We start from the raw sequence: 24,841 nt of genomic DNA on the forward strand, positions 1-24,841 counted from the left end.
TCACGCCCCGGCCCGGTGGTCCGGTCCGGTCAGGACACGGCGCGCAGCACGTCCTCGCCCGACAGCAGCGCGAGCAGCGCCCGGCCGGTGTCGGTGAGCTGGTAGTAGACGCTGCGTCCGACCCGGTGGCGGGTGACGACGTCCGCGTCGGCGAGGACGGACAGGTGTTCCGAGACCGTGCTCGGCGCGAGGCCGAGCCGGTCGGCTATCCCTGCCGTGGTGAGCGGTCCGCCGAGCTGGCGCAGCACCGATGCCCGGCCCCGTCCGAGCAGCACACCGAGCCGGTCGGTGGCCTCCGGACCGGTCGCGGCCCGCTCGCGCAGCGCGCCCGCGCCCCGGGCCTGGAAGGAGACGGCGAGGACCTCGGGATCGTCGGTGGAGTAGAGCCGGCAGCCCTCGGCGAAGACGAGCGGCACGAGCAGGAGCCGCCGCTCGCCCGCCCGGTACTCGGCGTCGATGTGTTTCGTCAGTTCAAGGACGGGCGGTGTCCACTTGGCCCGCGCCTCCAGCCCGGCGAAGAGCGCGTCGATCCCTTCGGTCGCGAAGGTCCGGGCGCGGATGAGGACTTCGTCCTCGACCAGGCGGCGCATGGTCGGCCACTGCTGTTCCAGTGCGCCTTCCCAGTACGCGAGGTACGCATCGGCGAGTGCGGCGCAGGCCACCTCGGGGTCGTCCAGGTAGGGGCGGATCCGGGGATGGTCCTCCAGCCCCGGATAGTGCTCCTCGACCCCGGCCCGCACGACCTCGGGCGGCGTCGCCCGGATGGTGTCCAGCTCCGTCTCGACGGACGAGGCCCCGACCGGAAGCGGAAGAAGGAAGTCCGGGAAGTTCGCCGGTCCGTCGACCAGCAGCTGCAGTGCCGCGGTCCGGTCGTCCTCACGCAGCACCTCGCGGGCCCGTACGGCCCACTCCTCGTACGGCCAGGAGGGCGTGCGCTGCGGCCGGGCCAGATGCAGGCTGCAGAAGGCGTCCCACAGCGGGCTGATGGCGATCCGGGTCGCGCCGAGCGTCGCCTCGTCCAGCTCGATCCGGATCATCGCGCCCTCACCGTCCCCTCCGGCCCCATCGAATCTCCCCGCCCGTCGACGTGCACCCGGTCAGACCTGCCCCGCCGGTTCCAGGAACCCCTCCCCCACCAGCAGCCGGATCGCCTGCGGAGTGCGGTCGCGCAGCTGCACCGGGTCCTCGTTCATCAACTGGGCGATCGCGTCCAGGATCCGGCCCGCGGGCAGTGTCCCGTCACAGACGCCCGCGAAACCCGCACCGACCGCGTCGACCTTCGTCGCGCGCCGCATGCCGCGGTTCTGACGCAGCACCACATGCTCGGGGTCCTCCGCGCCGGGCAGCCCGACCTGCTCCTGCATCACCTCCGGCGCCAGCGTGAAGTGATCGGCGAGGAGAGCCGCGTCGTCGTGGGTCCGCAGGTAGTCCTGGCGCGCGAAGTGGGCCTCCACCGCCTCGCCGAGCGGCTGCTCCACCGGATGCGGCCACTCCTCGATCACGATCGACGGGTTCTCCGCGGACGATTGCGACTTCCGCAGCGTGATCCAGCCGAAGCCGACACCCTTCGTCTTGCGGGCCTCGAACTCGTCCAGCCAGGCGTCGTACCGCGCGGCGTACTGCGCGGGGTCCGTACGGTGGTCGCCGCTGTCGCGCAGCCACAGCTCCGCGTACTGCGTGATGTCCTGCATCTCCCGCTGGACGATCCAGGCGTCGCAGCCGCGCGGCACCCAGGAACGCAGCCGGTCCTGCCACTCCTCGCCGTCGACGTGCTGCCAGTTGGCGAGGAAGTGTGCGTACCCCCCGTCGTTCAGCCGGTCGCCGGCCTGCTGCACCAGCGTCCGGCACAGGTCGTCGCCGCCCATGCCGCCGTCGCGGTACGTGAGGCGGGCGCCGGGCGAGATGACGAACGGCGGGTTGGAGACGACCAGGTCGTACGTCTCGGTACCGACCGGCTCGAAGAGGGAACCCTCGCGCAGGTCGGCCGGGGTGGCACCGGACAGGGCGAGGGTCAACCGGGTGAAGACGAGGGCTCGGGGGTTGAGGTCCGTGGCCGTGACCCGGGTGGCGTGCTGCGAGGCGTGCAGCGCCTGGACGCCGGAGCCTGTACCGAGGTCGAGCGCGGAGGCGACCGGCTTGCGCACGGTGATTCCGGCGAGCGTGGTGGACGCCCCGCCGACACCCAGGACCACCCCCTCCTCGTGCGAACCGATTCCACCCGCGCCGCCGACGGCGCATCCCAGGTCGGAGACGATGAACCAGTCCTGGTCCTCGGGCCCGCTGTACGGCCGCACATCGACGGTGGCCCGTACCTCGTCGCCCTCCTGAACCACCCAGCCGTCCTCGAGGCACTCGGCCAGCGGGAGCGCGGCCCGGGCCCGCTCGTACGGAACGGGGCGCTGAAGCAGGAAGAGCCGCACCAGCGTGTCGAGCGGGGCGTCACCCCGGGTGGCGCGGAGCGCCGGAACCGTCTCGCTGCGGGCGAGCGCGGCATAGGCGGGCGCGCCGAGCAGGTCGAGGAGCCCGTCGGCGGTGAAGGCGGCGGCAAGCAGGGCTTCGCGGAGCCGGGGCGAACGGTCGGGCGCGGGGAGGCTGGTCGTACTCACCCGCCCATTGTGGCCGCTCCCGCTGACAACGGCACCGGCCCGGCAGCCACCTGGGCCGCCGGGCCGGTCGTACGCCTGCCGGTTACGACTTCTTGCTGGGCGAGGCGGACGGTGCAGGAGCGGTCGGCGCGACCGAAGCCTTCGGCTTCTGGCATCCGGGCTGCTTGGCCATGGCGGTGCCGACCTCGCCGGACTGGAGCTTCCGCAGCGCCTCGTCACCGTTGGTGCTGATCTTGTTCAGCTCGTCGGCGATGCCCTTCAGACCGTCGGCGAACTTCGCCTGGTCCTTCGTGTTGAGCTCGTCGACCTTCTTCTGCAGGGTCGCGTACGCCGCCGAGGAGGCGTTGAGCTCCTTCACGGCCTCCTTCTGCGTGGCCTCGCCGCCATCGACCGGCGGTGCGCCCGCCGATTCCACCGCTGCGCCCAGGGCCTTGTACGCCTGCGAGATCTGCTGGAAGGCGGCCGAGTCCGTCTCCTGGACGTCGGCGGGCTTGCTGTTGTCGGCGGTCTGCTGCTGGATGGCGGCGTTGGCGTTCGCGATCTTCTGCAGCTGGGGCTTGACCTGGTCGCAGACCTTCTTGGCCCAGTCGTTGACCTTGTTGTCGCTGCTGCTGTCGTCGCTGCAGCCCGACAGCGCAAGTACGAGTACCGCACCGCCGGACAGTGCGGCTGCAAGCTTCTTGTTCACCGGATCGGTCCCTTCCAAGGCTCTCGGCCCCGGAACTTACACGCCGGAAGACCTCCATCCGGGTGCCGGGCGTCCAGTGGGTGACCTTTTGCAGCCATTTGCACCAAGGGAAATGAGGGAGATGCCACTCGCACGCGAACGGGTGAACAAGCCGAACAGGCGAACGCTTCGAACAGATGAAGGGGCGGGGGGGGGGGGGGGGGGGGGGGGGGGGGGGGGCCCCGCGCGGCCGGGGGGGGGGCCCGCCCCCCCCCCGCCCCGGCCCCCGGCCGGGGCGCCGGGGGGGCGGGGGCGGGCCCGGGGGCGCGGCCCCCCCCCCGCCCCCCCCCCCCCCCCCCCCCCGCCGCCCCCCCCGCCGCCCCCCCCCCCCGCGCGGCGCGCCCCCCCCCCCCCCCCCCCCCCCCCCCCCCCCGCCCCTTCATCCTTCGACCGACTCCCACGGACGGGCCGACCAGCTGCCGATCAGCTGCTGCCTGCGGGCTGCCGCGCCGTTCCCGGCGTCCGCCTCACGAAACGGCCGCCGGATCGGTCGTCTCGGCGGTCCTGCCGCCGTCCTCGTCGTCGCCGCCGCCGGAGTCACCGTCCTCCTCCTCGCCCACGGCGATCCCACGCCGCTTGGAGACATAGACCGCGCCGACGATGACCGCGATGGCGAGCACCGCCACCACCGTCCGCACACCCGCGCTCGCGTCCGCCCCGTAGCTGAACTGCACCACCGCGGGGGCGATGAGCAGCGCCACCAGGTTCATCACCTTGAGCAGCGGGTTGATCGCCGGTCCCGCCGTGTCCTTGAAGGGGTCGCCGACCGTGTCGCCGATCACCGTCGCGGCGTGGGCGTCGCTGCCCTTGCCGCCGTAATGACCGTCCTCCACGAGCTTCTTGGCGTTGTCCCAGGCGCCTCCGGAGTTGGCGAGGAAGACCGCCATCAGCGTCCCGGTGCCGATCGCGCCCGCGAGGTACGAACCCAGTGCCCCGACGCCGAGGGCGAAGCCGACCGCGATCGGTGCGAGCACCGCGAGCAGTCCGGGCGTGGCGAGCTCGCGCAGCGCGTCCTTGGTGCAGATGTCGACGACGCGCCCGTACTCAGGTTTCTCGGTGTAGTTCATGATCCCGGGGTGCTCCCTGAACTGCCGCCGCACCTCGTAGACCACGGCCCCCGCGGACCGGGACACCGCGTTGATGGCCAGACCGGAGAAGAGGAAGACGACCGCGGCACCGAGGATCAGGCCCACCAGGTTGTTGGGCTGCGAGATGTCGAGGCTCAGCCCCATCGCTCCGGCGCTGGCCCCGACGTCGTCGACCGCCGTGGCGATGGCGTCGCGGTACGAGCCGAACAGCGCCGACGCCGCGAGAACGGCGGTGGCGATGGCGATGCCCTTGGTGATCGCCTTGGTGGTGTTGCCGACGGCGTCCAGGTCGGTGAGGACCTGGGCACCGGCGCCGGTGACATCACCGGACATCTCGGCGATGCCCTGGGCGTTGTCGGAGACCGGACCGAAGGTGTCCATGGCCACGATCACCCCGACGGTGGTGAGCAGCCCCGTCCCGGCGAGGGCGACCGCGAAGAGCGCCAGCATGATCGACGTACCGCCGAGCAGGAACGCCCCGTAGACACCGAGGCCGATCAGCAGCGCGGTGTAGACGGCGGACTCCAGACCGATGGAGATCCCGGCGAGCACCACGGTCGCCGGGCCGGTCAGCGAGGACTTGCCGATGTCCCGGACGGGGCGCCGGTTGGTCTCGGTGAAGTAGCCGGTGAGCTGCTGGATCAGCGCGGCCAGCACGATGCCGATGGCAACGGCGACCAGGGCGAAGATCCGCGGATCGCCGCCGTGCGAGGCGATGGCGCGGTCGGTGACGCCGTCCAGATCGGCGTACGAGGACGGCAGATAGAGGAAGACGCCCACCGCCACCAGGACGAGCGAGATCACCGCGGAGATGAAGAAGCCGCGGTTGATGGCGGTCATTCCGCTGCGGTCGGCGCGTCGCGGGGCGACCGCGAAGATCCCGATCATGGCGGTGATCACGCCGATCGCCGGCACGATCAGCGGGAAGGCCAGTCCGGCGTCGCCGAAGGCGGCCTTGCCGAGGATCAGCGCGGCGACGAGGGTCACGGCGTACGACTCGAAGAGGTCGGCAGCCATGCCCGCGCAGTCGCCGACGTTGTCGCCCACGTTGTCGGCGATGGTGGCGGCGTTGCGCGGGTCGTCCTCCGGGATGCCCTGCTCGACCTTGCCGACGAGGTCGGCACCCACGTCGGCGGCCTTGGTGAAGATGCCGCCGCCGACCCTCATGAACATGGCGATCAGCGCGGCACCGAGACCGAAGCCCTCCAGGACCTTGGGCGCGTCGGCGGCATAGACGAGGACCACGCAGGAGGCACCGAGCAGCCCGAGCCCCACCGTGATCATGCCGACTACGCCGCCCGTACGGAAAGCAATCTTCATCGCACGGTGCGACACGGCGGTGAGATCTTTTTCCGGTTCACCCTCAGCCGGCGTCGCCTCACGGGCCGCGGCAGCCACTCGCACATTGCTGCGTACGGCAAGACGCATGCCGATGTATCCGGTGGCCGCCGAGAAAAGCGCACCCACCAGGAAGAACACCGAACGGCCTGCACGCTGCGACCAGTTGTCGGCCGGCAGCAGCAGGAGCAGGAAGAAGACCACGACGGCAAAGACGCCGACGGTCCGCAGCTGCCGGGCCAGATAGGCATTCGCGCCTTCCTGGACGGCTGCCGCGATCTCCTTCATACGGTCGGTGCCCTCACCGGCCGCCAGCACCTGGCGTACCAGCAGCCTGGCAACGATCAGTGCGGCGACGGCCACGGCGGCAACGACGATCACGATGACGCGGTTGTCATCGGTCAGCACCGCGGCCGCGAGTGAGGTGGGCCGGTCGGAAAGTGCGGAAACTTCGGGCAGTTCTGCCAGTGATGTGTTGAAGAACCCCGCCATACGTCCTCCTCGACGCTCAGCGCTCAAGACGTGGACGGATTGTAGGGAGCGGAACCTGATCAAAACAGTGCGCGGGAAATGTAATTGACCTTCTACACCAGATCGGCAAATGATCGCATTCTTGGATTGAGCCGAATGCAGTAATGGGGCAGACACATTTTCCGTTGATCATTGATCAAGGACAAATGAAAAAGGCCCTGCTCAGCAGGGCCTCGAAGAACGGATCAAGCGTTGCGCACCGGGACGGGCCGACCGGCCGTCGCGCCTGCGGCGCCTCAGGGAGCCAGCGGTGCGGGCGTCTTCGGCCAGCTCATCCGGATCACTCCGCCGTCGGCTGCCGATCTGACTTCCACATCATCGACGAGGCCGCTGATGACCGCGAGACCCATCTCGTCCTCGCCGTCCGCGTCAACCTCGGATTCCGGCTCATCGGGCTCCCCGCCGGGCGTGGCGCCGCGTGTCCCGGACGCTGTTTCGGACCCGGCTTCGCTGCCCGGGCCGGGCACCTCGTCGCCGACCTCGATGGAGAAGGACTTCTCCTCCTCGGTCAGGACGACCTTGATCGGAGCCGTGATGCCATGGCTGCGGTGCAGCCCGACAGCGCGGCTGCAGGCCTCACCGACGGCGAGTCTGACCTCGTCGAGCGCAGCCTCGTCGACCCCGGCCCGGCGCGCCACTGCGGCCGCTACGAGGCGGGCCGTTCTGACGTGTTCAGGCTGGGCGCTGAAGCGGAGTTCAACGGTGGCCATGCGATCCCCCTCAGACGTACGGGCGTGCATCTCAAGGGCCCGGGCGTGCCGCCCGGTACCCCTGCTCTCTTCCTCCGGAAGCCGACGGAGCCACCGGCCGACCAGCAGCCGACAGCTTGCCGCCGACACACCGGTCCGGCCACCGGCCACCGGCAGCCGACGGCCCGGCCCGGCGGACCGACGGCCCAATGGACCGCCTGTCCGCCGAACGGGCTGCCTGCCGGACCGGCCTTAGGCCGATCCGGCCACGGACCGACCTCAGTCGGTAGCCGCGACAGCCTCGTCGACCGTGGTGTGAATCGGGAACACCTTGGTCAGACCAGTGATCCGGAAGATCTTGAGAATGCGCTCCTGGTTGCAGACCAGGCGCAACGAGCCCTCATGGGCCCGGACACGCTTCAGGCCGCCCACAAGCACGCCGAGGCCGGTGGAGTCGAGAAAGTCGACGCCTTCCATGTCGACAACCAGGTGGTAGCTGCCGTCATTCACCAACTCGACCAACTGCTCGCGCAGCTTGGGCGCGGTATACACATCAATCTCGCCACCGACCTCGACGACCGTACGGTCGCCACCAGGGCCGGACACATTGCGAGTCGACAAGGACAGGTCCACGGATCCTCCAGCACCTTGCTATCGAGCGGTCGCCCCTCGGTCTCCCCGACGGAGCCAGGGGACGGATCGCCAGCCGCGATGGCATTCAATCACTTACCAGCAGCCATGCACGACGCCTTGGGACCATTGTCCGTCACGGCGGTGACACACTCGGTGCTGATGGCCAAGAATCACCGCCCCAGTCGACCACCCGTGAGCGGGGACTCCCGCCCCTCTCCGGCAATGATCCTCCACCGGCTCGCCGCAGGGGCGGGCCGGTCCGCGCGCATCACTCATACGGAGCACTTGCCCCCGCGTACGGGAACCCATGCCATCTGGCCGGATCGCATCCGGCCAGAAGTGATCACCGCCATCCAGAAGGCCGGCATCGACCACCCGTGGACGCATCAGGCAGCCGCTGCGGAGCACGCCCTGGACGGCGAATCCGTCGTGATCGCCACCGGGACCGCCTCCGGCAAGTCGCTCGCCTACCTCGCCCCGGTCCTCAGTGCCCTGCTGGACGGCTCGGAGGCCCCCAACGGCCGCGGCGCGACCGCCCTGTATCTCGCACCCACCAAGGCCCTGGCCGCCGATCAGCGGCGTTCGGTGAAGGAACTCGCGGCGCCGCTCTCCAACGGGATCAGGCCGGCGGTCTACGACGGCGACACCCCGGTCGAGGAACGCGAGTGGGTACGCCAGTACGCCAACTACGTCCTGACCAACCCCGACATGCTGCACCGCGGGATTCTGCCGTCCCACCCCCGCTGGTCCTCCTTCCTGCGCGCCCTGCGCTTCGTCGTCATCGATGAGTGCCACACCTACCGCGGTGTCTTCGGCTCGCATGTCGCGCAGGTGGTGCGCCGGCTACGCCGCCTCTGCGCCCGCTACGGAGCCGATCCGGTCTTCCTGCTCGCCTCGGCCACCGCGGCGCAGCCCTCGGTGGCCGCGGGCCGTCTCACCGGTCTCCCTGTCAGGGAGGTCGCCGACGACGCCTCGCCCCGCGGCGAAATGGTCTTCGCCCTGTGGGAGCCACCGCTGACCGAGCTGCACGGCGAGAAGGGCGCCCCCGTACGCCGTACGGCCACCGCCGAGACCGCTGACCTCCTCACCGATCTGACCGTCCAGGGCGTCCGCTCCGTCGCCTTCGTACGCTCCCGGCGCGGCGCCGAACTCATCTCCGTCATCGCCAAGGAGCGACTCGCCGAGGTGGACCGCTCACTGCCCGCCCGGGTCGCCGCCTACCGCGGGGGATACCTCCCCGAGGAACGCCGCGCCCTGGAGCGCGCCCTGCACTCCGGCCGGCTGCTGGGCCTGGCCGCCACCACCGCCCTCGAACTCGGCATCGACGTCTCGGGCCTGGATGCCGTCGTCATCGCCGGCTATCCCGGCACCAGGGCGTCGCTGTGGCAGCAGGCCGGCCGGGCCGGACGCGCCGGGCAGGGCGCCCTGGCCATCCTGGTGGCCCGCGACGACCCGCTGGACACATTCCTCGTCCACCACCCCGAGGCGCTGTTCCAGCAGCCTGTGGAGTCGACCGTCCTCGACCCGGACAACCCGTACGTCCTCGCCCCCCATCTGTGCGCGGCGGCCGCGGAGCTTCCGCTCACCGAAACCGACCTGGAGCTGTTCGGGCCCGCCGTGGCCGAGCTGCTGCCGCAGCTGGAAGCCGCGAAACTGCTCCGCAAGCGGGCGTCGGGCTGGCACTGGACCCGCCGTGAGCGGGCCGCCGATCTCACCGACATCCGTGGCGAGGGCGGCCGTCCGGTCCAGATCGTCGAGGAGGGAACCGGCCGGCTGCTGGGCACCGTCGACGAATCGGCCGCCCACACCGCCGTCCACGACGGAGCCGTCCACCTGCACCAGGGCCGCACCTATCTGGTCCGGAAACTGGATCTGGAGGACTCGGTCGCCCTGGTCGAGCAGGCCGACCCGCCGTACTCGACAACCGCCCGTGACACCACCTCCATCGCCGTCCTGGAGACCGACACCGAGATCCCGTGGGGTGACGGGCGGCTCTGTTACGGCTCCGTAGAAGTCACCAACCAGGTCGTCTCCTTCCTGCGCCGCAAACTGATCACCGGCGAGGTCCTCGGCGAGACCAAGCTGGACCTGCCACCCCGCACGCTGCGCACCCGCGCCGTGTGGTGGACGGTCACCCAGGACCAGCTGGACGCCGCCCGCATCAATCCGGAGATCCTGGGCGGCGCGCTGCATGCCGCCGAGCACGCGTCGATCGGAATGCTGCCCCTCTTCGCCACCTGCGACCGCTGGGACATCGGCGGTGTCTCCGTGCCGCTCCATCCGGACACGCTGCTGCCGACCGTCTTCGTGTACGACGGCCATCCCGGCGGTGCCGGATTCGCCGAGCGGGCCTTCCACACCGCCCGTGGCTGGCTCACCGCCACCCGCCAGGCCATCGCGTCCTGCGAGTGCGAGGCGGGCTGCCCGTCCTGCATCCAGTCCCCCAAGTGCGGCAACGGCAACGATCCGCTGCACAAGCGAGGCGCCGTCCGCCTCCTCGGCGAACTCCTCAGGTCCGCCCCAGCCGATCCGGAAGAGCCGGGAGAGCCGGAGAGCCCGAGCCCGGCCCCGGAGCGGTCCACGGCGGGTCGGACGGACCCGGAACGGCCTCAGGAGGGCCCGCCCGGGACCTGACCGTCGGCGTGTACGGCCCGAACCGCACTCGGGCCGCCACATCGGCGGTCTCCCCCTGCACTGCACACCGCACCACCACCGCCCCCTGAGCCCCGGCCACCTCCTCGGCCGCCCGGCACGCCGCCTCCGTCCCCCACAGGACCCGGTCGGCGGCTGCCAGGGCCGCCAGGTCCGCCGCCCCACCGGCCCGGTGCCGGGCGGCCACCACTTGTCCCAGCGCGAGCACGATCGCGAAGACCGCACACAGGGCGGCCGTGGTCATCGCCACCCACACGGTCGCCACTCCCCGATCCCCTCCCCCGCACCGCCGAGCCCCCGAGAAACAAGGCACCCGCCGCACCTGCCATGCCTGCCGAATCCGCCGCCGGGCCGCCTGCCCCGAGCCGGCATCCCCCCTCGTCATGGCGACGCCCCCACCGTGTCCTCGGCCAGCGCTGCCGCCTCCGCGCTCAGCGTCAGGGTCAGCGGGCCGGGTCCGGGGGTCGGTGCAGCGACCCGTACCCGCCACAGCTCCCCGGCCCGTTCCACAGCGACCCGAGCCCGGTCGGGTGCCGCCGAACGGGCGGCTGCCAGCACCTGCGCCTCCGGTTCGGAGCGGGCCGCCGCCCGGGCACCGGCCCTCGCCGCATCCACACACCGGATCTGGGCGGAGGCGGCCATCAGCGCCCACACAAGGGCCAGGGCGAACAACGCCAGTACGGGAATCACCATGGCCGCCTCCGCCGTCACCGCGCCCCGGTCGCCTCCCCCTCCGCCACCCCTGGTCCCGCCGCTCCCGCTCCCGGGAGGCCGCCTCTCAGAACTTCGCATCGAGCGCGTCCTTGAGAAGCGACTGCAGCGCCGTCATGACAGGCGCACTGGTGACCACCTTGTAGAGCACCGCCGCGAACGCGCAGGCCGCGATCGTCCCCACCGCATATTCGGACGTCGTCATTCCGCCGTCCGACCGGGCTCGGCGCACCACGCCCCGCACCCAGCTCCTGATTCGCTGTGCCATTTCAACCCCCGAGAATGGTTCGATTTAATTCGAATGAATACCTATTGCCGCTCTTGTCTCAACCGGTGTGCAGCAGCCTGGTCGCCAGGCCGATGACCACGGGCGCCACCCCGACCGCGAGAAAGGCGGGCAGGAAACAGAGCCCCACCGGTGCCGTGATCAGCACGCCGGCCCGCTGGGCGCGCGCCACGGCCGCACTCGACCTCTCCGCGCGCATCGCCTCGGCCAGACGGGAGACCGGCTCCGCCGCGGGAGCCCCGGTCGAGCCCGCCCGCTCCAGACAGCGGGCCAGTGCACCGGCGCCCGGCATCTCGCCGAACCTCCCCCAGGAGACGGCCGGTTCGCCACCCAACCGGATCTCCGCCGCCGTCCGCGCCAGCCGTTCGCCGACCGGACCGCCCAGCGACTCCCCCACCGCCTCGGCCGCCTCACACGGCCCGGCTCCGGCCGAGATGCAGGCCGCCAGCAGATCGGCTGCCAGCGGGAGCTGCTGTGCGGTCTCCGCCTCCTCTGCTGCGGGCACACCGGGTCTGCGCCGATGGCGCGTCCGCTGCCACCGCCAGGTGCCGTACGCGGCCGCCAGTCCGGCCGCGCACCCCAGCGGACCACCGACCAGAATCCAGCCGGTCACCGCAGCGCCCAGCGGCGCGGCCAGATCCCTGCCCCGGGCCCCGCCCACCGACCGCCTGCGCCGCCGCTTCCCGGGGTGGACCGCCAGCAGCAACGCGCCCCGGCGAAGCACCGTCCGCTCTCGCCGCCGTCCGGCCAGGGCGAGAGCCGGATACGCGACCGCGCCCAGGACCACCCCCGGCAGACCCAACCCGTGGACAAAGTGCACAACCTCGCCTGCCACCCGGCTCATGCTTCTTCCCCCGCCCGTACGATCCGGCCGGCCCAGAGGAGACCGGCCGTCTCCAGAAGGCCGCCGACCGCCAGGCAGACCAGCCCGGCCGGACCGTGCAGGAGCACCCGCAACGGGTCGGCCCCGAGCGCCGCACCCAGCCCCAGACCCAGCACCGGCAGCAGGGCAAGCACGGCCACCGTCGACCAGGCACCCGCCAGCTGCGCCCGTAACTCCTCCCGCCGGCGCCGCTCGGCCCGCAGCGCTCCCTCCAGACGGTCCAGACCGGCCGCCAGCCCGGCCCCTCCGTCCACTGCAACGCGCCAGCACCCCGCCACCCCGGCGAGCCCTTCCAGGCCCGGCTCACGCGCTGCCTGCCGGAGCGCCGCCGGCACATCGCCGCCGAACCGTGCAGCAGCCGACACTGCGGCCTCCGCCGCACCCATCGCGCCGGTGTCGCGCACGGCGGCCAACAGCGCCTGCCCAGGCTCGTGCCCGGCCCGCAGCTCACCCACCACCGCAGCGCACAGCGCCACCACCGCGTCGGCCCGGCCCTCCCGCTCCCGCCGCCCGGCACGTTTGCTCAGCCATCGCCGCACCAGCGGCACCGCCACCACCCCGGCGACCACCGGCAGCAGGGACTCCCCCAGCACGGCAAGCACCAGCGCCACGGGCAGACAGAGCCACTCCCTGCGTCCCCGGAACATCCCGCCGCACCGCTCCAGGCCCCGCTTCCAGCAGCTCCGCGGCGCCGGCTCACCCACCCCGTCGACGAACAACACCCTGGCCCGCCGCAGCCCTTGGTCCTGCCCCACCGCCAACCAGGCAGCCGTCCCCGCGCACATGGCCGTCGTGTACGTCGCGTATTCCGCCGCCCCCGCCGACAACCCACCGGTCACATCGCACCCCCGATCAGCGACCACAGCCGCTCCCAGCCCCGCTCCCGGACGAAACCGTCGGCGCCCCAGCGCAGCGCGGGCACCGTCACCACCAGACCGGCCGCATCCCGCTCCAGCACATGCACCTCGGCGATTTTTCGCAGCCCGGCCCGGTCCCGTACGAGATGGACCACCACCGACAGCGCCGCCGCCAACTGGCTGTGCAGCGCGACCCGATCGAGTCCGGCCGCCGTGCCGAGGGCCTCCAGACGGGCGGGGACATGCTCGGCGGCGTTCGCGTGGACCGTGCCGCAACCGCCCTCGTGGCCCGTGTTCAGCGCAGCCAGCAACTCCGTCACCTCGGAACCACGCACCTCCCCCACCACCAGCCGGTCCGGCCGCATCCGAAGTGCTTGACGCACCAGGTCCTGCAGGGTCACCCGGCCCGCCCCCTCCTGATTGGCAGGACGCGACTCCAGACGCACCACATGCGGGTGGTCCGGCCGCAGCTCGGCCGAGTCCTCGGCGAGCACGATCCGCTCCCGCTCCCCGACGGCGCCCAGCAGGCTCGACAGCAGCGTGGTCTTCCCCGCGCCCGTTCCACCACTGATCAGATACGAGACCCGGGCCTCCACCAGCGCCCGCAGCACCCGGTCCCCGCCCGGCGGTACGGTCCCCGCCGCAACCAGTTCCGTCAACGAGAAGGCCCTGGGGCGCACCACCCGCAGCGACAGACACGTGGAGCCGACGGACACCGGCGGCAGCACCGCGTGTATCCGCGTCCCGTCCGGCAGCCGGGCGTCCACCCAGGGCCGGGCGTCGTCCAGCCGCCTCCCGGCGACCGCGGCGAGCCGCTGCGCCAGCCTGCGCACCGCCGGAGCGTCCCGGAAGGTCACCCCGGTGAGTTCGAGCCCGCCTCCCCGGTCCACCCACACCCGGTCGGGCGCGGACACCAGCACGTCCGTGACCGCGGGATCGGCAAGCAGCGGTTCCAGCACCCCGGTGCCGACCAGTTCGCCGCGCAACTCCTCTGCGGCTCCGAGCACTTCGGCATCGCCGAGCAGCCTCCCCTGGGCGCGCAGCGCGGCCGCCACCCCGGCCGGGGTCGGTGCGGCGCCGCTCTGCGCCAGCCGCTGCCGCACGGCGTCGAGCAGTACGTCGGTCATGACACCGCTCCCCCGGCGACGCCTCCGGCGAGCGCCCGCTCCCAGAACGCCGTACAGAACCTGGCCAGCGGCGAGCGGGCGCTGCCGCCGGGCGGCGTCCCACCGTCCTGCGCGGCGAGCAGCCCCGGCTCCAGCGGAAGTTCACCGGCGAGCGGCAGCCCCAGCGCATGCGCCACCCAGCGCTCGTCCAGACCCGCCGCGTACGGGCCGCGTGCCATCACCCTCAGATCGCCCAGGACCATCCCGGCCATCGACGCCACCCGCTTCGCCGCCGCGACCGCTCGCAACTCGCCGGGGACGACCAGCAGCCCGAGGTCCAGCTGGGCAAGCGCCTCGGCCACCGACTCGTCGACCCGGCGCGGCAGATCGACGACCACCACCCCACCGAGCCTGCGCGCGGCCGCCAGCACCGCCGCCATGGCGGGCGGCGGAACGACCACGCAGTCGTCGCGGCCCCAGCTGAGCACGCGCAGCCCGTGCAATGCGGGCAGCGACTCCTCCAGGGCGCCACCGCCCACCCGCCCTTTGGAATGGGCGAAATCCGGCCACCTCATCCCCTCGGCGCGCTCGCCACCGAGCAGCACATCGATGCCGCCACCCAGCGGATCGCCGTCGATCAGCATGGTCCGCCGCCCGCTCCTGGCCGCGGCCACGGCCAGCGCGCAGGCCAGTGTCGACGCGCCGGCTCCGCCCCGTCCGCCGATCACTCCGACGGTGAGCGCGGGCCTGCCCACTCCCTCCGCCGCATTGGCGATCTGATCGACGAGCCAGCTCTCCGCGTCGGGCAACCGCAGCACATATTCCGCCCCGATCTCCACACCCTGCCGCCAGACGTCCGGAGCGTCCTGCTCTCGTCCCACGAGCATCACGCCCTGTCTGCGCGCAGCTCCACGGCATCGCGGAGCCGCGTCGTCGCCCACCAGAACCATCGGAGCCCGCTCCCAGCCGCCTCTGCCTTCGGGCAGCGTGTGGTGAACCTCAGGCTCCGCTCCGGCGGCTGCGCACAGCCGCAGCAGATCGTCGAGCAGTTCCACATCCTCGGTCACGATCAGCGGTCCGCCGCTCCGCTCTTCGGCGACCGGCAGACGACCCCGTGCGATGGATTCGGCCACGATCTCCGCCCCCTTCTCCCTGCACCTTCACCGCGGTTTCGCGGCGATCTCGGACCCTTCCGAGATCGGCGATATCCGGAACCCGCGGACTTCGCGGGTGGAATCACCGTGCAACGCTCCGGGAAATCGTGTGGATCTTGCTCAAAAACTGTGGACAACTCCACTGCTGTGAATATCTCCGTCACCCATACCGGCGACTTCCGGAGAGCAGCACTTCCGCTACACACTGTGACGAGTCATGGTGGTTCGAGAGCGCAGAAAAGCGGGCCGTCGCGGCCGAGAAGGAGACAGAATGCTTGATTCCGAGCGCCAGAAATGCGTCCGGACATGCGACGACCCCCGCCGGGGGGGAGAGCGGGGGTCGTCCCCACGGCCGACTCGGGGGGGGAGGAGTCGGACCGGGTTAGCACGGTCGCGAACGATCCGTGACTTCCATGGTGTACCCGAGAGCCTTCTCAGGCAAACCCACGCGCCAGAGTTTACGCCGAATGGTGGGCCCCTATGCTCTGCCTTGTGGAAAACCACTCCTTGCCGCGCACAGCAGCCTTCTTTGACCTGGACAAGACGGTCATTGCGAAGTCTTCGACTCTGACCTTCAGCAAGTCCTTCTACCAAGGCGGACTGATCAACCGCCGTGCCGTACTGCGCACCGCGTACGCACAGTTCGTGTTCCTCGCCGGGGGCGCCGATCACGACCAGATGGAGCGGATGCGCGAATATCTCTCCGCGCTCTGCAAGGGCTGGAACGTCCAGCAGGTGAAGGAAATCGTCGCCGAGACCTTGCACGATCTGATCGACCCCATCATCTACGACGAGGCGGCGACCCTCATCGAGGAGCACCACACCGCCGGACGCGACGTCGTCATCGTTTCCACCTCGGGTGCAGAAGTCGTCGAGCCGATCGGCGAGCTGCTGGGCGCCGACCGGGTCGTCGCCACCCGGATGGTCGTCGGCGACGACGGCTGTTTCACCGGCGAGGTGGAGTACTACGCATACGGGCCGACGAAGGCCGAGGCGGTCCAGGCACTCGCCGTGTCGGAGGGATACGACCTCTCACGCTGTTACGCCTACAGCGATTCCGCGACCGATGTACCGATGCTGGAGTCCGTCGGCCACCCGCACGCGGTCAACCCGGACCGCGCACTGCGGCGTGAAGCAGCGCTCCGGGAATGGCCGATTCTCGTCTTCGACCGCCCGGTTCGGCTCAAGCAGCGGCTGCCCACGTTCTCGATGCCACCCCGCCCTGCGCTCGTCGCCGCCGCAGCGGTGGGCGCAGCAGCCGTCACCGCGGGACTCGTCTGGTACACCTCGCGCCGGCGCGCGGCCGCGACAACCGCCTGAGACCCCGCACCTGCGCCCGCGCTCGGGGGACCTCGGCCCTCGCCGCGCGGAGGCCGCCGCCCCGGGTCACCACCCGACCGCTGTCCGGAGCCTGCCTCCGGACAGCGGCTCCGGTCCGCGCCGAACGGCTCCGTCGCATGCCGGTTTGCGGCCCTGACCAGCATGTTCGGATCGTCCATATTTGAACCCAAAAGTAAAGAAGCATGGCCAGCACTACCGCTTACCCCAGGTGTGGAGTACAAAGGAGTCAACGGCCCGCGAGACCAAGGACATCCGAGAGGATTACCTGTAACGCAGAGAAGGCCCCACGGACCGAGCATGAAAACCGAGCACCCACGCGACGTCGACCCGTCGATTACGGGCCAGCCGCACCAGGTAACGGGCTGAGTTCCCGACCTGATGGGCATGCATCGAGGACGCATGGTAACTGGGTGGACGTGCCAGCGGCGGTACCGAGGACGGTACCGCCGCAACCCTTTGATCGGGCAGTGAAGTCAGCAGTCGGGCCGGGGAGTTGACGGCCGAGGTGACCGACAAGCCCCAGGCGGGAGCTAAGCGGCCCCGCGCTGCAGCGCCTCACAGACCGCCGTCGACTCCCTGACACCGAGTTCCACCGCGCGCCCGCAGTGCGCGATCCAGGCGGCCATGCCCTCCGGCGTCCCCGACAGATAGCCCTCGAACGCTGCGACGTACGCCGCCCGGCCCTGTTCCGCATGGCCGACCTCGGCGGGGCAGATGGACTTCGGGTCCAGCCCGCTCCCGATCAGCACGATCCGTTCGGCGGTCCGCGCGACCAGCCCGTTGTACGAACCGAAGGGGCGCAGCGCCAGCAGTTCGCCGTGCACGACCGCGGCCGTCACCAGCGCGGGCGCCGCACTCCCCGCAAGGATCAGTCCGGAGAGACCTTCCAGCCGCCCGGCGACTTCGTCCGCATCCGGCAGCGGCGCTTCGATCAGCGGCTCGTCCACCGGTTCGCCCGCCAGCCGTGGCCGGCCGACCGCGTCGTCGGGCGCGGCCCCGCCGGCCGCCACCAGATGCAGCCGGGCAAGGACCCGCAGCGGCGACTGCCGCCAGATGGAGAGCAGTTGACCTGCTTCCGCGGTGAGCCGGAGGGCGGCCCCGATCACCTGCGACTCGTCGTCACCGCTGAAGTCGGTGCGCCGCCGCACCTCCTCCAGGTTCCAGTCGGCGCCGGAGAGCGCGGCGGAGCCACGGGCGCCGCGCAGCGCCGCCTCCGCGGTGACCTCGTTGCTGCGGCGCCGCATGACTCGGTGGCCGTAGACACGGTCGACGGCCTTGCGTACGGAGTCCACCGCGTCGGCGACCCCCGGCAGGGCGCCGAGGGTGGCGAGCGGGTCTGGGGCAGTCGTACTCATAGGTAGCGAGGCTACGCGCCCCCTACACCCATACCGCCCCGGAGTGGCCTTCTTCACGAAGTTCGACAGCGGAGCGAAGTTGTGCAGCTACCCTAGGTGAACATGAAGATCGCTTTCGTAGGGAAGGGCGGCAGCGGCAAGACCACGCTGTCCTCGCTCTTCATCCGCCACCTTGCCGCCAATGAAGCCCATGTCGTCGCGGTGGACGCCGACATCAACCAGCACCTGGGGGCCGCACTCGGCCTCGATGACAAGGAGGCGGCGGCGCTGCCCGCCATGGGGGCGCAACTGCCACTGATCAAGGAGTATCTGCGAGGCAGCAACTCCCGCATCACCTCCGTCGAGACGATGATCAAGACGACTCCGCCCGGCGAGGGCTCGCGGCTGCTCCGCGTCCGCGAGGACAACCCGGTCTACGACGCGTGCGCCCGCACGATCGCGCTGGACGACGGGGACATCCGGCTGATGACCACCGGACCGTTCACCGAATCGGATCTGGGGGTGGCGTGCTACCACTCCAAGGTCGGCGCGGTCGAGCTCTGCCTCAACCACCTCGTCGACGGCCCCGACGAGTACGTGGTCGTCGACATGACCGCAGGTTCGGACTCCTTCGCGTCAGGAATGTTCACCCGCTTCGACATGACGTTCCTGGTTGCCGAGCCGACCCGCAAGGGCGTCTCGGTCTACCGCCAGTACAAGGAGTACGCACGGGACTTCGGGGTCACCCTGAAGGTCGTCGGCAACAAGGTGCAGGGCCAGGACGACCTGGACTTCCTGCGGGCCGAGGTCGGCGACGACCTGCTGGTCAGCGTCGGTCACTCCGACTGGGTGCGGGCGATGGAAAAGGGTCGGCCGGCCCGCTTCGAGCTGTTGGAGGCGGACAACCGGATGGCCCTGCAGGCTCTGCAGGACGCGGCGGAGGATTCGTACGGGGAGCGCGACTGGGAGCGCTACACGCGGCAGATGGTGCACTTCCATCTGAAGAACGCAGAGAGCTGGGGCAACGAGAAGACGGGCGCCGACCTGGCTGCTCAGGTCGACCCCTCCTTCGTGCTCGACGAGCGGAGCGCGCAGACCGCCGCCGCTCAGCCCGTGTGAGCAGGTTGCGACGCCGCGCCCCCTCGATGGCTCACGCCCTCGACCCGCCCGGCCCCTGATCTGCGATCCAACCGGTCGCCCACCACTCGGCGACCGGCGCGGTGACGGGGCCGGACACCCCCTGGCCGGCGCTGCGCCCGCTTCCCGTCGGGCTCGTCCGGGGCCCAGGGGCGAGGCAGGCAGCCCGCCCCTCCCCACGCCCCGCCGCTCCCCACGGTGCCCCGCCGACGCCGAGTACGCCCTCGCCCGTGCCGTCCCAGGAGAACACCACGCACTGCGGCGGCTTCCGACCAGGCGACAGGCGCTTCGACCGGGGGCTGCTTCGGCCCGACTTCCGGTGAAGATGGAGGAGCCGTCGCCGGTGAGGCGGACACGGCTCCCCAAGGCGGCGTCGGGCGCGTTCCGCCTGGGGCCGCGGCAGCCCTTCGCGGCGGCCACCATCCCCACCCTCTCCCTTTCAGGCAATTTGTACGGAATTCACCGACGCGGTGCGGCCAAGGTCGCAGGCAGCCCTGAAAAGTAGCGGCATGACAGACCGCACAAAAAGCTGCCCATTCACTTGAAGGAGTGATTCAATGGCCCATTTGCCCTAAATCGTGGACACAAATCTTTACTCTCCATTACGATTCATTTACTGAGAGTTGAGAAATCCCGCCGCTGCACGCCGTGACCCACGGCCGCGTCCCCACGTTCCGCGACCGCGCTGCCCCGGAGGAGACGGGAACATGTCTGCTTGCGTCCGCATCCGTCATGACCACACAGCCCACAGTTCGCCACCTTCCCGCGCCTCGGGAATCAAGCGACCTCACAGCCCGCCACCGCCGCGCCGCGGCGGACGATTCCGCATCGCGGGCGCCGACCTGTCCGCGTCGATCACCGTCTTTCTCATCGCCGTCCCCATGTCGCTCGGCCTGGCCGTCGCCATGGACGCCCCGCTGGAAGCCGGACTCATCTCCGCCGCGGTCGGCGGCATCGTCGCCGGACTGCTCGGCGGCACTCCCCTCCAGGTCAGCGGCCCGTCCGCCGGTCTGACCGTGGTCACAGCCGAGTTGATCCAGATTTACGGCTGGCGCACCACCTGCGCGATCACCATCGGCGCCGGACTTCTGCAGATCCTGCTGGGCTCGCTGCGAGCAGCGCGCGGCGCGCTCGCCGTCAGCCCCGCCATCGTGCACGGCACCCTCGCCGGTATCGGTGTGGCCATCGCGCTCGCCCAGTTGCACATCGTGCTCGGCAGTTCGCCCCAGAGCTCAGCGGCCGCCAACGCCCTCGCACTTCCGGAGCAGTTGGGCCGGCTGACCCCGGCCGCGCCGCTGATCGGCGCACTGACCATCGCCGTACTGGTGGTGTGGCCGCGGCTCCCCGGGCGGATCGGGCGAGCGGTGCGACGGCTGCCTGCGGCCCTCGCCTCGGTGGCGATCGCAACGGCGGTGGCCGCGGTTGCGGCGCCCGGGATCGCCCGGGTCGACCTGCCCTCCTGGCGCTCGCACGCCCTGCCCGAGCTGCCGCAGGGCCCCGTCCTGGCCCTGGCCACCGCCGTGTTCACGGTGCTGCTGGTGGCCAGCCTCGAATCACTGCTCGCCGCGGTGGCGGTGGACAAGCTGACCGCCGACCGTGCCGGCGGCCGAACCGCCGATTCGGCCCCTCCGGTCCCGGTCGCCCTCGCCGCCCGGCCGGTCCAGCGCTCCGATCTCGACCGCGAACTGCGCGGCCAGGGCGTCGCCAACGTACTGTCCGGGTTGCTCGGCGGGCTGCCGGTGTCCGGTGGCGCGGTGCGGAGTTCGGCGAACGTACGGGCCGGGGCCACCGGCCGGGCCGCCACCGTGCTGCACGGCGTCTGGGTGCTGCTCGCCGCCGGACTGCTGGTCACGGCCCTGGAGTGGATCCCGCTGGCCGCGCTCGCCGCTCTGGTGATGGTGGTCGGCTTCCAGATGGTGAACTACGCCCACATCCGCAATGTCCACAGGCATCGCGAATTCCTGGTGTACGGGGCGACGATCACCGGTGTGGTGCTCTTCGGCGTGCTGGAGGGTGTGGCCATCGGCATCGCCGTGGCCGTGGCCGTCGCTCTGCACCGGCTGGCCCGCACCAGGATCACGGTGACCGATCAGGGCGGCCGGCATCTGGTGGTCGTACGAGGGCAACTGACGTTCCTCGCGGTACCGCGGCTCAGCCGGGCGCTCGGCCAGTTGCCCCGAGGCGGGGACGCGGTGGTCGAGTTGGACGGCTTCTTCATGGACCACGCGGCGTACGAGACGATCCAGGACTGGAGCGATGCCCAGACCGCGCAGGGCGGCCGGGTCGTCTTCACCGGCAGGTCCGGTGGCCGGATCGCCGAGCCCGCCTCGGCGGCCCACTCCTGCTGCCGCCCTTGGACACCGTGGCGCAACCATCACTGCCACGACCAGCCCGGCCAGCCGGTCGACGCCCGCCGCGCCGCCGCAACCAGAGCGGCCTTCGCCCCCGGTGAAAACCCCGCCGCCGACCAGGGACCCACGGGCTCAGGCGACGCCGAGGCCGACGCCCGGGCGGCCGATGCGGCCGACGCCACCGCCGGCCCCACCGGCCGGTTCGACACCCCCGGCGATGGAGCCGCCGCTCCGCGCCGGACCGGCGCGCACCGGCTGGCCAGCGGGCTCAGTTCGTTCCAGCGCAATACGGCTCCCCTGGTGCGCGACGAGCTGGCCCGGCTGGCCCGCGAGGGTCAGCGACCCTCCCAGCTCTTCATCACGTGCGCGGACTCCCGCCTGGTCACCAGCATGATCACGGCGAGCGGCCCGGGCGACCTGTTCACCGTTCGGAACGTCGGCAACCTCGTGCCCCCGCCGGGCGCGGAGGCCGGTGACGACTCGGTGGGCGCCGCGATCGAGTACGCGGTGGATGTGCTCAAGGTCGAGTCCATCACCGTCTGCGGCCACTCCGGCTGCGGCGCGATGCAGGCGCTGATGAGCACCAGGCCGGACACCCCGCGGACATCCCTATGGCGCTGGCTGCGGCACGGCCTGCCGAGCCTGGAACGGATGACGTCCCGGCATCATGCCTGGGCGCGGATCTCCGGCCGTTTGCCCGCCGATGAGGTGGAGCAGCTCTGCCTCACCAATGTGGTCCAGCAGTTGGACCATCTGCGGGCCCATGAATCGGTGGCACGGAGACTCGCCGAGGGTGCGCTCCAACTGCACGGGATGTACTTCCATGTCGGCGAGGCGCAGGCGTATCTGCTGGCCGAGGGCGCGAGCGCCGGTAGCGGGGTCGACGAGGTCTTCGACCGGGTGGGCCCCTGCGACCCGAACCACGCCCGCCCGTACGACATCACCGACCTCAGTGATCCCGCCGGTCTCGGCGATCCCGGTAATCACGCCGCTGTTTCCGCCCCCACCGCCGCCGCCGACCCCGCCGATTCTCCTGGTTCCGGCGAGTTGGAACGTACGAGCGCCTGAACCACGTGCACCTGAACCACGTGCGCCTCGGGTCCGTGAGACCTTGTGGTCGTTCCTCCATACACGAAACACAGGTCTAAACCAATTCCCGGCAGACACTTGTCACCTGGCCCTGGGCCTGATGAGCTATGCCCCGGGACACAACGGACACCCTGGGAATGGGAGATGTCGTGAGCAACGAAAGCTTGGCCAATCTGCTTCGGGAAGATCGCCGGTTCGCACCACCCGCCGATCTGGCCGCCGACGCCAACGTCACAGCCGAGGCGTACGAGCAGGCCGAGGCGGATCGACTGGGCTTCTGGGCCGAGCAGGCCCGGCGCCTGACCTGGGCCACGGAGCCGACCGAAACGCTCGACTGGAGCAACCCGCCCTTCGCCAAGTGGTTCGCGGACGGTAAGCTGAACATCGCGTACAACTGCGTGGACCGTCACGTCGAAGCGGGTCACGGCGACCGTGTCGCCATCCACTTCGAGGGCGAGCCCGGCGACAGCCGCGCAATCACGTACGCGGAACTGAAGGACGAGGTCTCCCGCGCCGCCAACGCCCTCGCCGAGCTCGGTGTCGGCAAGGGCGACCGGGTCGCCGTCTATCTGCCGATGATCCCCGAGGCCGCCGTCGCGATGCTGGCCTGCGCCCGCATCGGCGCCGCACACTCGGTGGTCTTCGGCGGCTTCTCCGCCGACGCCATCGCCGCCCGCATCCAGGACGCAGACGCCAAGGTCGTCATCACCGCCGACGGTGGCTACCGCCGCGGCAAGCCTTCCGCGCTGAAGCCCGCCGTGGACGACGCCGTCTCCCGTTTCGACACCGTCGAGCATGTCCTCGTGGTGCGGCGCACCGGCCAGGACACCCCGTGGACCGAGGGCCGCGACGTCTGGTGGCACGAGATCACCGGCCGCCAGTCCGCCGAGCACGCCCCCGAGGCATTCGACGCCGAGCATCCGCTCTTCATCCTCTACACCTCGGGTACCACGGGTAAGCCGAAGGGCATCCTGCACACCTCCGGCGGCTACCTCACGCAGGCGGCGTACACCCACCACGCCGTCTTCGACCTCAAGCCGGAGACCGACGTCTACTGGTGCACCGCCGACATCGGCTGGGTGACCGGACACTCGTACATCGTGTACGGACCGCTGGCCAACGGCGCGACGCAGGTGATGTACGAGGGCACGCCCGACACCCCTCACCAGGGACGCTTCTGGGAGATCATCCAGAAGTACGGCGTCACGATCCTCTACACCGCGCCGACCGCGATCCGTACGTTCATGAAGTGGGGCGACGACATCCCCGCCAAGTTCGACCTGTCGTCGCTGCGGATTCTCGGTTCGGTCGGTGAGCCGATCAACCCCGAGGCGTGGATCTGGTACCGCAAGCACATCGGCGCCGACAAGTGCCCGATCGTGGACACCTGGTGGCAGACCGAGACCGGCGCAATGATGATCTCGCCGCTTCCCGGTGTCACGGAGACCAAGCCCGGTTCGGCCCAGCGCGCCCTGCCCGGTATCTGCGCCACCGTCGTCGACGACGAGGCCAACGAGGTGGCGAACGGCGGGGGCGGCTACCTCGTCCTCACCGAGCCGTGGCCGTCGATGCTCCGCACCATCTGGGGCGACGACCAGCGCTTCATCGACACCTACTGGTCGCGCTTCGAAGGCAAGTACTTCGCGGGTGACGGCGCCAAGAAGGACGAGGACGGCGACATCTGGCTGCTCGGCCGGGTCGACGACGTGATGCTCGTGTCGGGGCACAACATCTCGACCACCGAGGTCGAGTCGGCACTCGTGTCGCACCCGTCGGTCGCCGAGGCCGCCGTGGTCGGCGCGGCCGACGAGACGACCGGCCAGGCCATTGTCGCGTTCGTGATACTGCGCGGTTCGGCATCCGCCTCCGACAGCCTCGTCGCCGATCTGCGCAACCACGTCGGCGCCACTCTCGGCCCGATCGCCAAGCCCAAGCGGATCCTGCCGGTCGCCGAACTGCCGAAGACCCGATCCGGCAAGATCATGCGCCGCCTGCTGCGCGACGTCGCGGAGAACCGCGAACTGGGTGATGTCACCACGCTCACCGACTCGTCGGTGATGGACCTCATCCAGACGCAGCTTCCGTCGTCGTCCTCCGAGGACTGAGGCCGGCGGCAGCAGGTACGAGCACATACGACCCCGAGGGGCATCCGGCAACGCGCCGGGTGCCCCTCGGGCATTTAAGGTGAAGATCACTGGATACGGCCCCGCACACCCCGGGTACAGTGGCAGTTGCATCAATAACTCATCAATAAATCTCCACAGGGTGTGCCGGGAAGTCTGGTCGGCAAGTGCATCAGCCATGCCATTGCTGCCGTACCGACCCGGA

18 protein-coding genes and 1 pseudogene are annotated in these 24,841 nt (G+C 70.8%); 5 read left to right on the plus strand and 14 right to left on the minus strand.

The features are described from left to right. Nucleotides 1–29: 29 nt before the first annotated feature. The 6 genes from ACIA8E_RS22920 to ACIA8E_RS22945 form a co-directional block, all read right to left on the minus strand. Complete coding sequence (locus ACIA8E_RS22920) at nt 30–1,037, minus strand: ArsR/SmtB family transcription factor (protein ID WP_399301112.1); 1,008 nt, start codon at nt 1,035–1,037, stop codon at nt 30–32. Between the two features lie 60 nt (nt 1,038–1,097). Next, nucleotides 1,098–2,606 carry a methyltransferase gene (locus ACIA8E_RS22925; protein ID WP_399301114.1) on the minus strand — a complete coding sequence of 503 codons (1,509 nt, stop codon included), beginning with the start codon at nt 2,604–2,606 and terminating at the stop codon, nt 1,098–1,100. Nucleotides 2,607–2,688: 82 nt separating this feature from the next. Next, nucleotides 2,689–3,294 (minus strand): small secreted protein, encoded by a 606-nt coding sequence (locus tag ACIA8E_RS22930; RefSeq protein ID WP_399301116.1) that lies wholly within the window; start codon nt 3,292–3,294, stop codon nt 2,689–2,691. A gap of 506 nt (nt 3,295–3,800) precedes the next feature. Further along, a complete protein-coding gene (locus tag ACIA8E_RS22935) occupies nt 3,801–6,251 on the minus strand; it encodes a sodium-translocating pyrophosphatase (RefSeq protein WP_399301118.1) in 2,451 nt (816 codons plus the stop codon). A gap of 275 nt (nt 6,252–6,526) precedes the next feature. Next, nucleotides 6,527–7,000, minus strand: a complete 474-nt coding sequence (locus tag ACIA8E_RS22940) for an ATP-binding protein (protein WP_399301120.1) — start codon at nt 6,998–7,000, stop codon at nt 6,527–6,529. A gap of 258 nt (nt 7,001–7,258) precedes the next feature. Further along, nucleotides 7,259–7,612: an STAS domain-containing protein gene (locus ACIA8E_RS22945; protein ID WP_003967428.1), complete on the minus strand. Its 354-nt coding sequence runs from the start codon at nt 7,610–7,612 to the stop codon at nt 7,259–7,261. 78 nt (nt 7,613–7,690) lie between these two features. Here ACIA8E_RS22945 and ACIA8E_RS22950 point away from each other — a divergent pair, with 78 nt between their 5' ends. Further along, entirely contained in the window at nt 7,691–10,246 is a 2,556-nt protein-coding gene (locus ACIA8E_RS22950; RefSeq protein WP_399301122.1) for a DEAD/DEAH box helicase, read from the plus strand. Nucleotides 10,247–10,286: 40 nt separating this feature from the next. Here ACIA8E_RS22950 and ACIA8E_RS22955 read toward each other — a convergent pair. The 7 genes and pseudogenes from ACIA8E_RS22955 to ssd form a co-directional block, all read right to left on the minus strand. Continuing rightward, nucleotides 10,287–10,649, minus strand: a pseudogene (locus ACIA8E_RS22955) (Rv3654c family TadE-like protein); the annotation flags it as partial. After that, nucleotides 10,646–11,056 carry a TadE family type IV pilus minor pilin gene (locus ACIA8E_RS22960; RefSeq protein WP_399301124.1) on the minus strand — a complete coding sequence of 137 codons (411 nt, stop codon included), beginning with the start codon at nt 11,054–11,056 and terminating at the stop codon, nt 10,646–10,648. The gene ACIA8E_RS22960 and the pseudogene ACIA8E_RS22955, both read right to left, overlap by 4 nt. Continuing rightward, complete coding sequence (locus ACIA8E_RS22965) at nt 11,043–11,243, minus strand: DUF4244 domain-containing protein (protein WP_399301126.1); 201 nt, start codon at nt 11,241–11,243, stop codon at nt 11,043–11,045. Before ACIA8E_RS22965 ends, ACIA8E_RS22960 begins: the two co-directional genes overlap by 14 nt. 58 nt (nt 11,244–11,301) lie before the next feature. Continuing rightward, entirely contained in the window at nt 11,302–12,105 is an 804-nt protein-coding gene (locus tag ACIA8E_RS22970) for a type II secretion system F family protein (protein ID WP_399301127.1), read from the minus strand. Continuing rightward, nucleotides 12,102–12,983: a type II secretion system F family protein gene (locus ACIA8E_RS22975; protein ID WP_399301129.1), complete on the minus strand. Its 882-nt coding sequence runs from the start codon at nt 12,981–12,983 to the stop codon at nt 12,102–12,104. The genes ACIA8E_RS22970 and ACIA8E_RS22975 overlap by 4 nt, the downstream gene beginning before the upstream one ends. Next, complete coding sequence (locus ACIA8E_RS22980; protein WP_399301131.1) at nt 12,980–14,128, minus strand: TadA family conjugal transfer-associated ATPase; 1,149 nt, start codon at nt 14,126–14,128, stop codon at nt 12,980–12,982. The genes ACIA8E_RS22975 and ACIA8E_RS22980 overlap by 4 nt, the downstream gene beginning before the upstream one ends. Continuing rightward, nucleotides 14,125–15,240, minus strand: coding sequence for a septum site-determining protein Ssd (gene ssd / locus ACIA8E_RS22985; RefSeq protein WP_399301133.1), 1,116 nt, complete (start codon nt 15,238–15,240; stop codon nt 14,125–14,127). Before ssd ends, ACIA8E_RS22980 begins: the two co-directional genes overlap by 4 nt. Nucleotides 15,241–15,741: 501 nt before the next feature. Here ssd and ACIA8E_RS22990 point away from each other — a divergent pair. Next, the gene (locus ACIA8E_RS22990; protein ID WP_030972213.1) at nt 15,742–16,581 is read left to right on the plus strand and encodes an HAD family phosphatase; all 840 of its coding nucleotides are present in this window, start codon (nt 15,742–15,744) and stop codon (nt 16,579–16,581) included. Nucleotides 16,582–17,132: 551 nt separating this feature from the next. Here the strand turns inward: ACIA8E_RS22990 and ACIA8E_RS22995 are convergent. Continuing rightward, nucleotides 17,133–17,957, minus strand: a complete 825-nt coding sequence (locus tag ACIA8E_RS22995) for an oxidoreductase (RefSeq protein WP_399301135.1) — start codon at nt 17,955–17,957, stop codon at nt 17,133–17,135. 102 nt (nt 17,958–18,059) lie between these two features. On the opposite strand from ACIA8E_RS22995, the gene ACIA8E_RS23000 reads away from it, so the two are divergent. The 3 genes from ACIA8E_RS23000 (at nt 18,060) to acs (ending at nt 24,618) form a co-directional block, all read left to right on the plus strand. Further along, entirely contained in the window at nt 18,060–19,055 is a 996-nt protein-coding gene (locus ACIA8E_RS23000) for an ATP-binding protein (protein WP_399301137.1), read from the plus strand. A gap of 725 nt (nt 19,056–19,780) precedes the next feature. Then, complete coding sequence (locus tag ACIA8E_RS23005) at nt 19,781–22,492, plus strand: bifunctional SulP family inorganic anion transporter/carbonic anhydrase (protein ID WP_399301139.1); 2,712 nt, start codon at nt 19,781–19,783, stop codon at nt 22,490–22,492. 128 nt (nt 22,493–22,620) lie between these two features. Further along, on the plus strand, nt 22,621–24,618 hold the full coding sequence (gene acs, locus ACIA8E_RS23010; protein WP_399301141.1) for an acetate--CoA ligase: 1,998 nt from the start codon (nt 22,621–22,623) through the stop codon (nt 24,616–24,618). Nucleotides 24,619–24,841 lie beyond the last annotated feature (223 nt).

The organism is Streptomyces sp. NPDC051664, assembly GCF_044453545.1.
GTDB lineage: Bacteria > Actinomycetota > Actinomycetes > Streptomycetales > Streptomycetaceae > Streptomyces.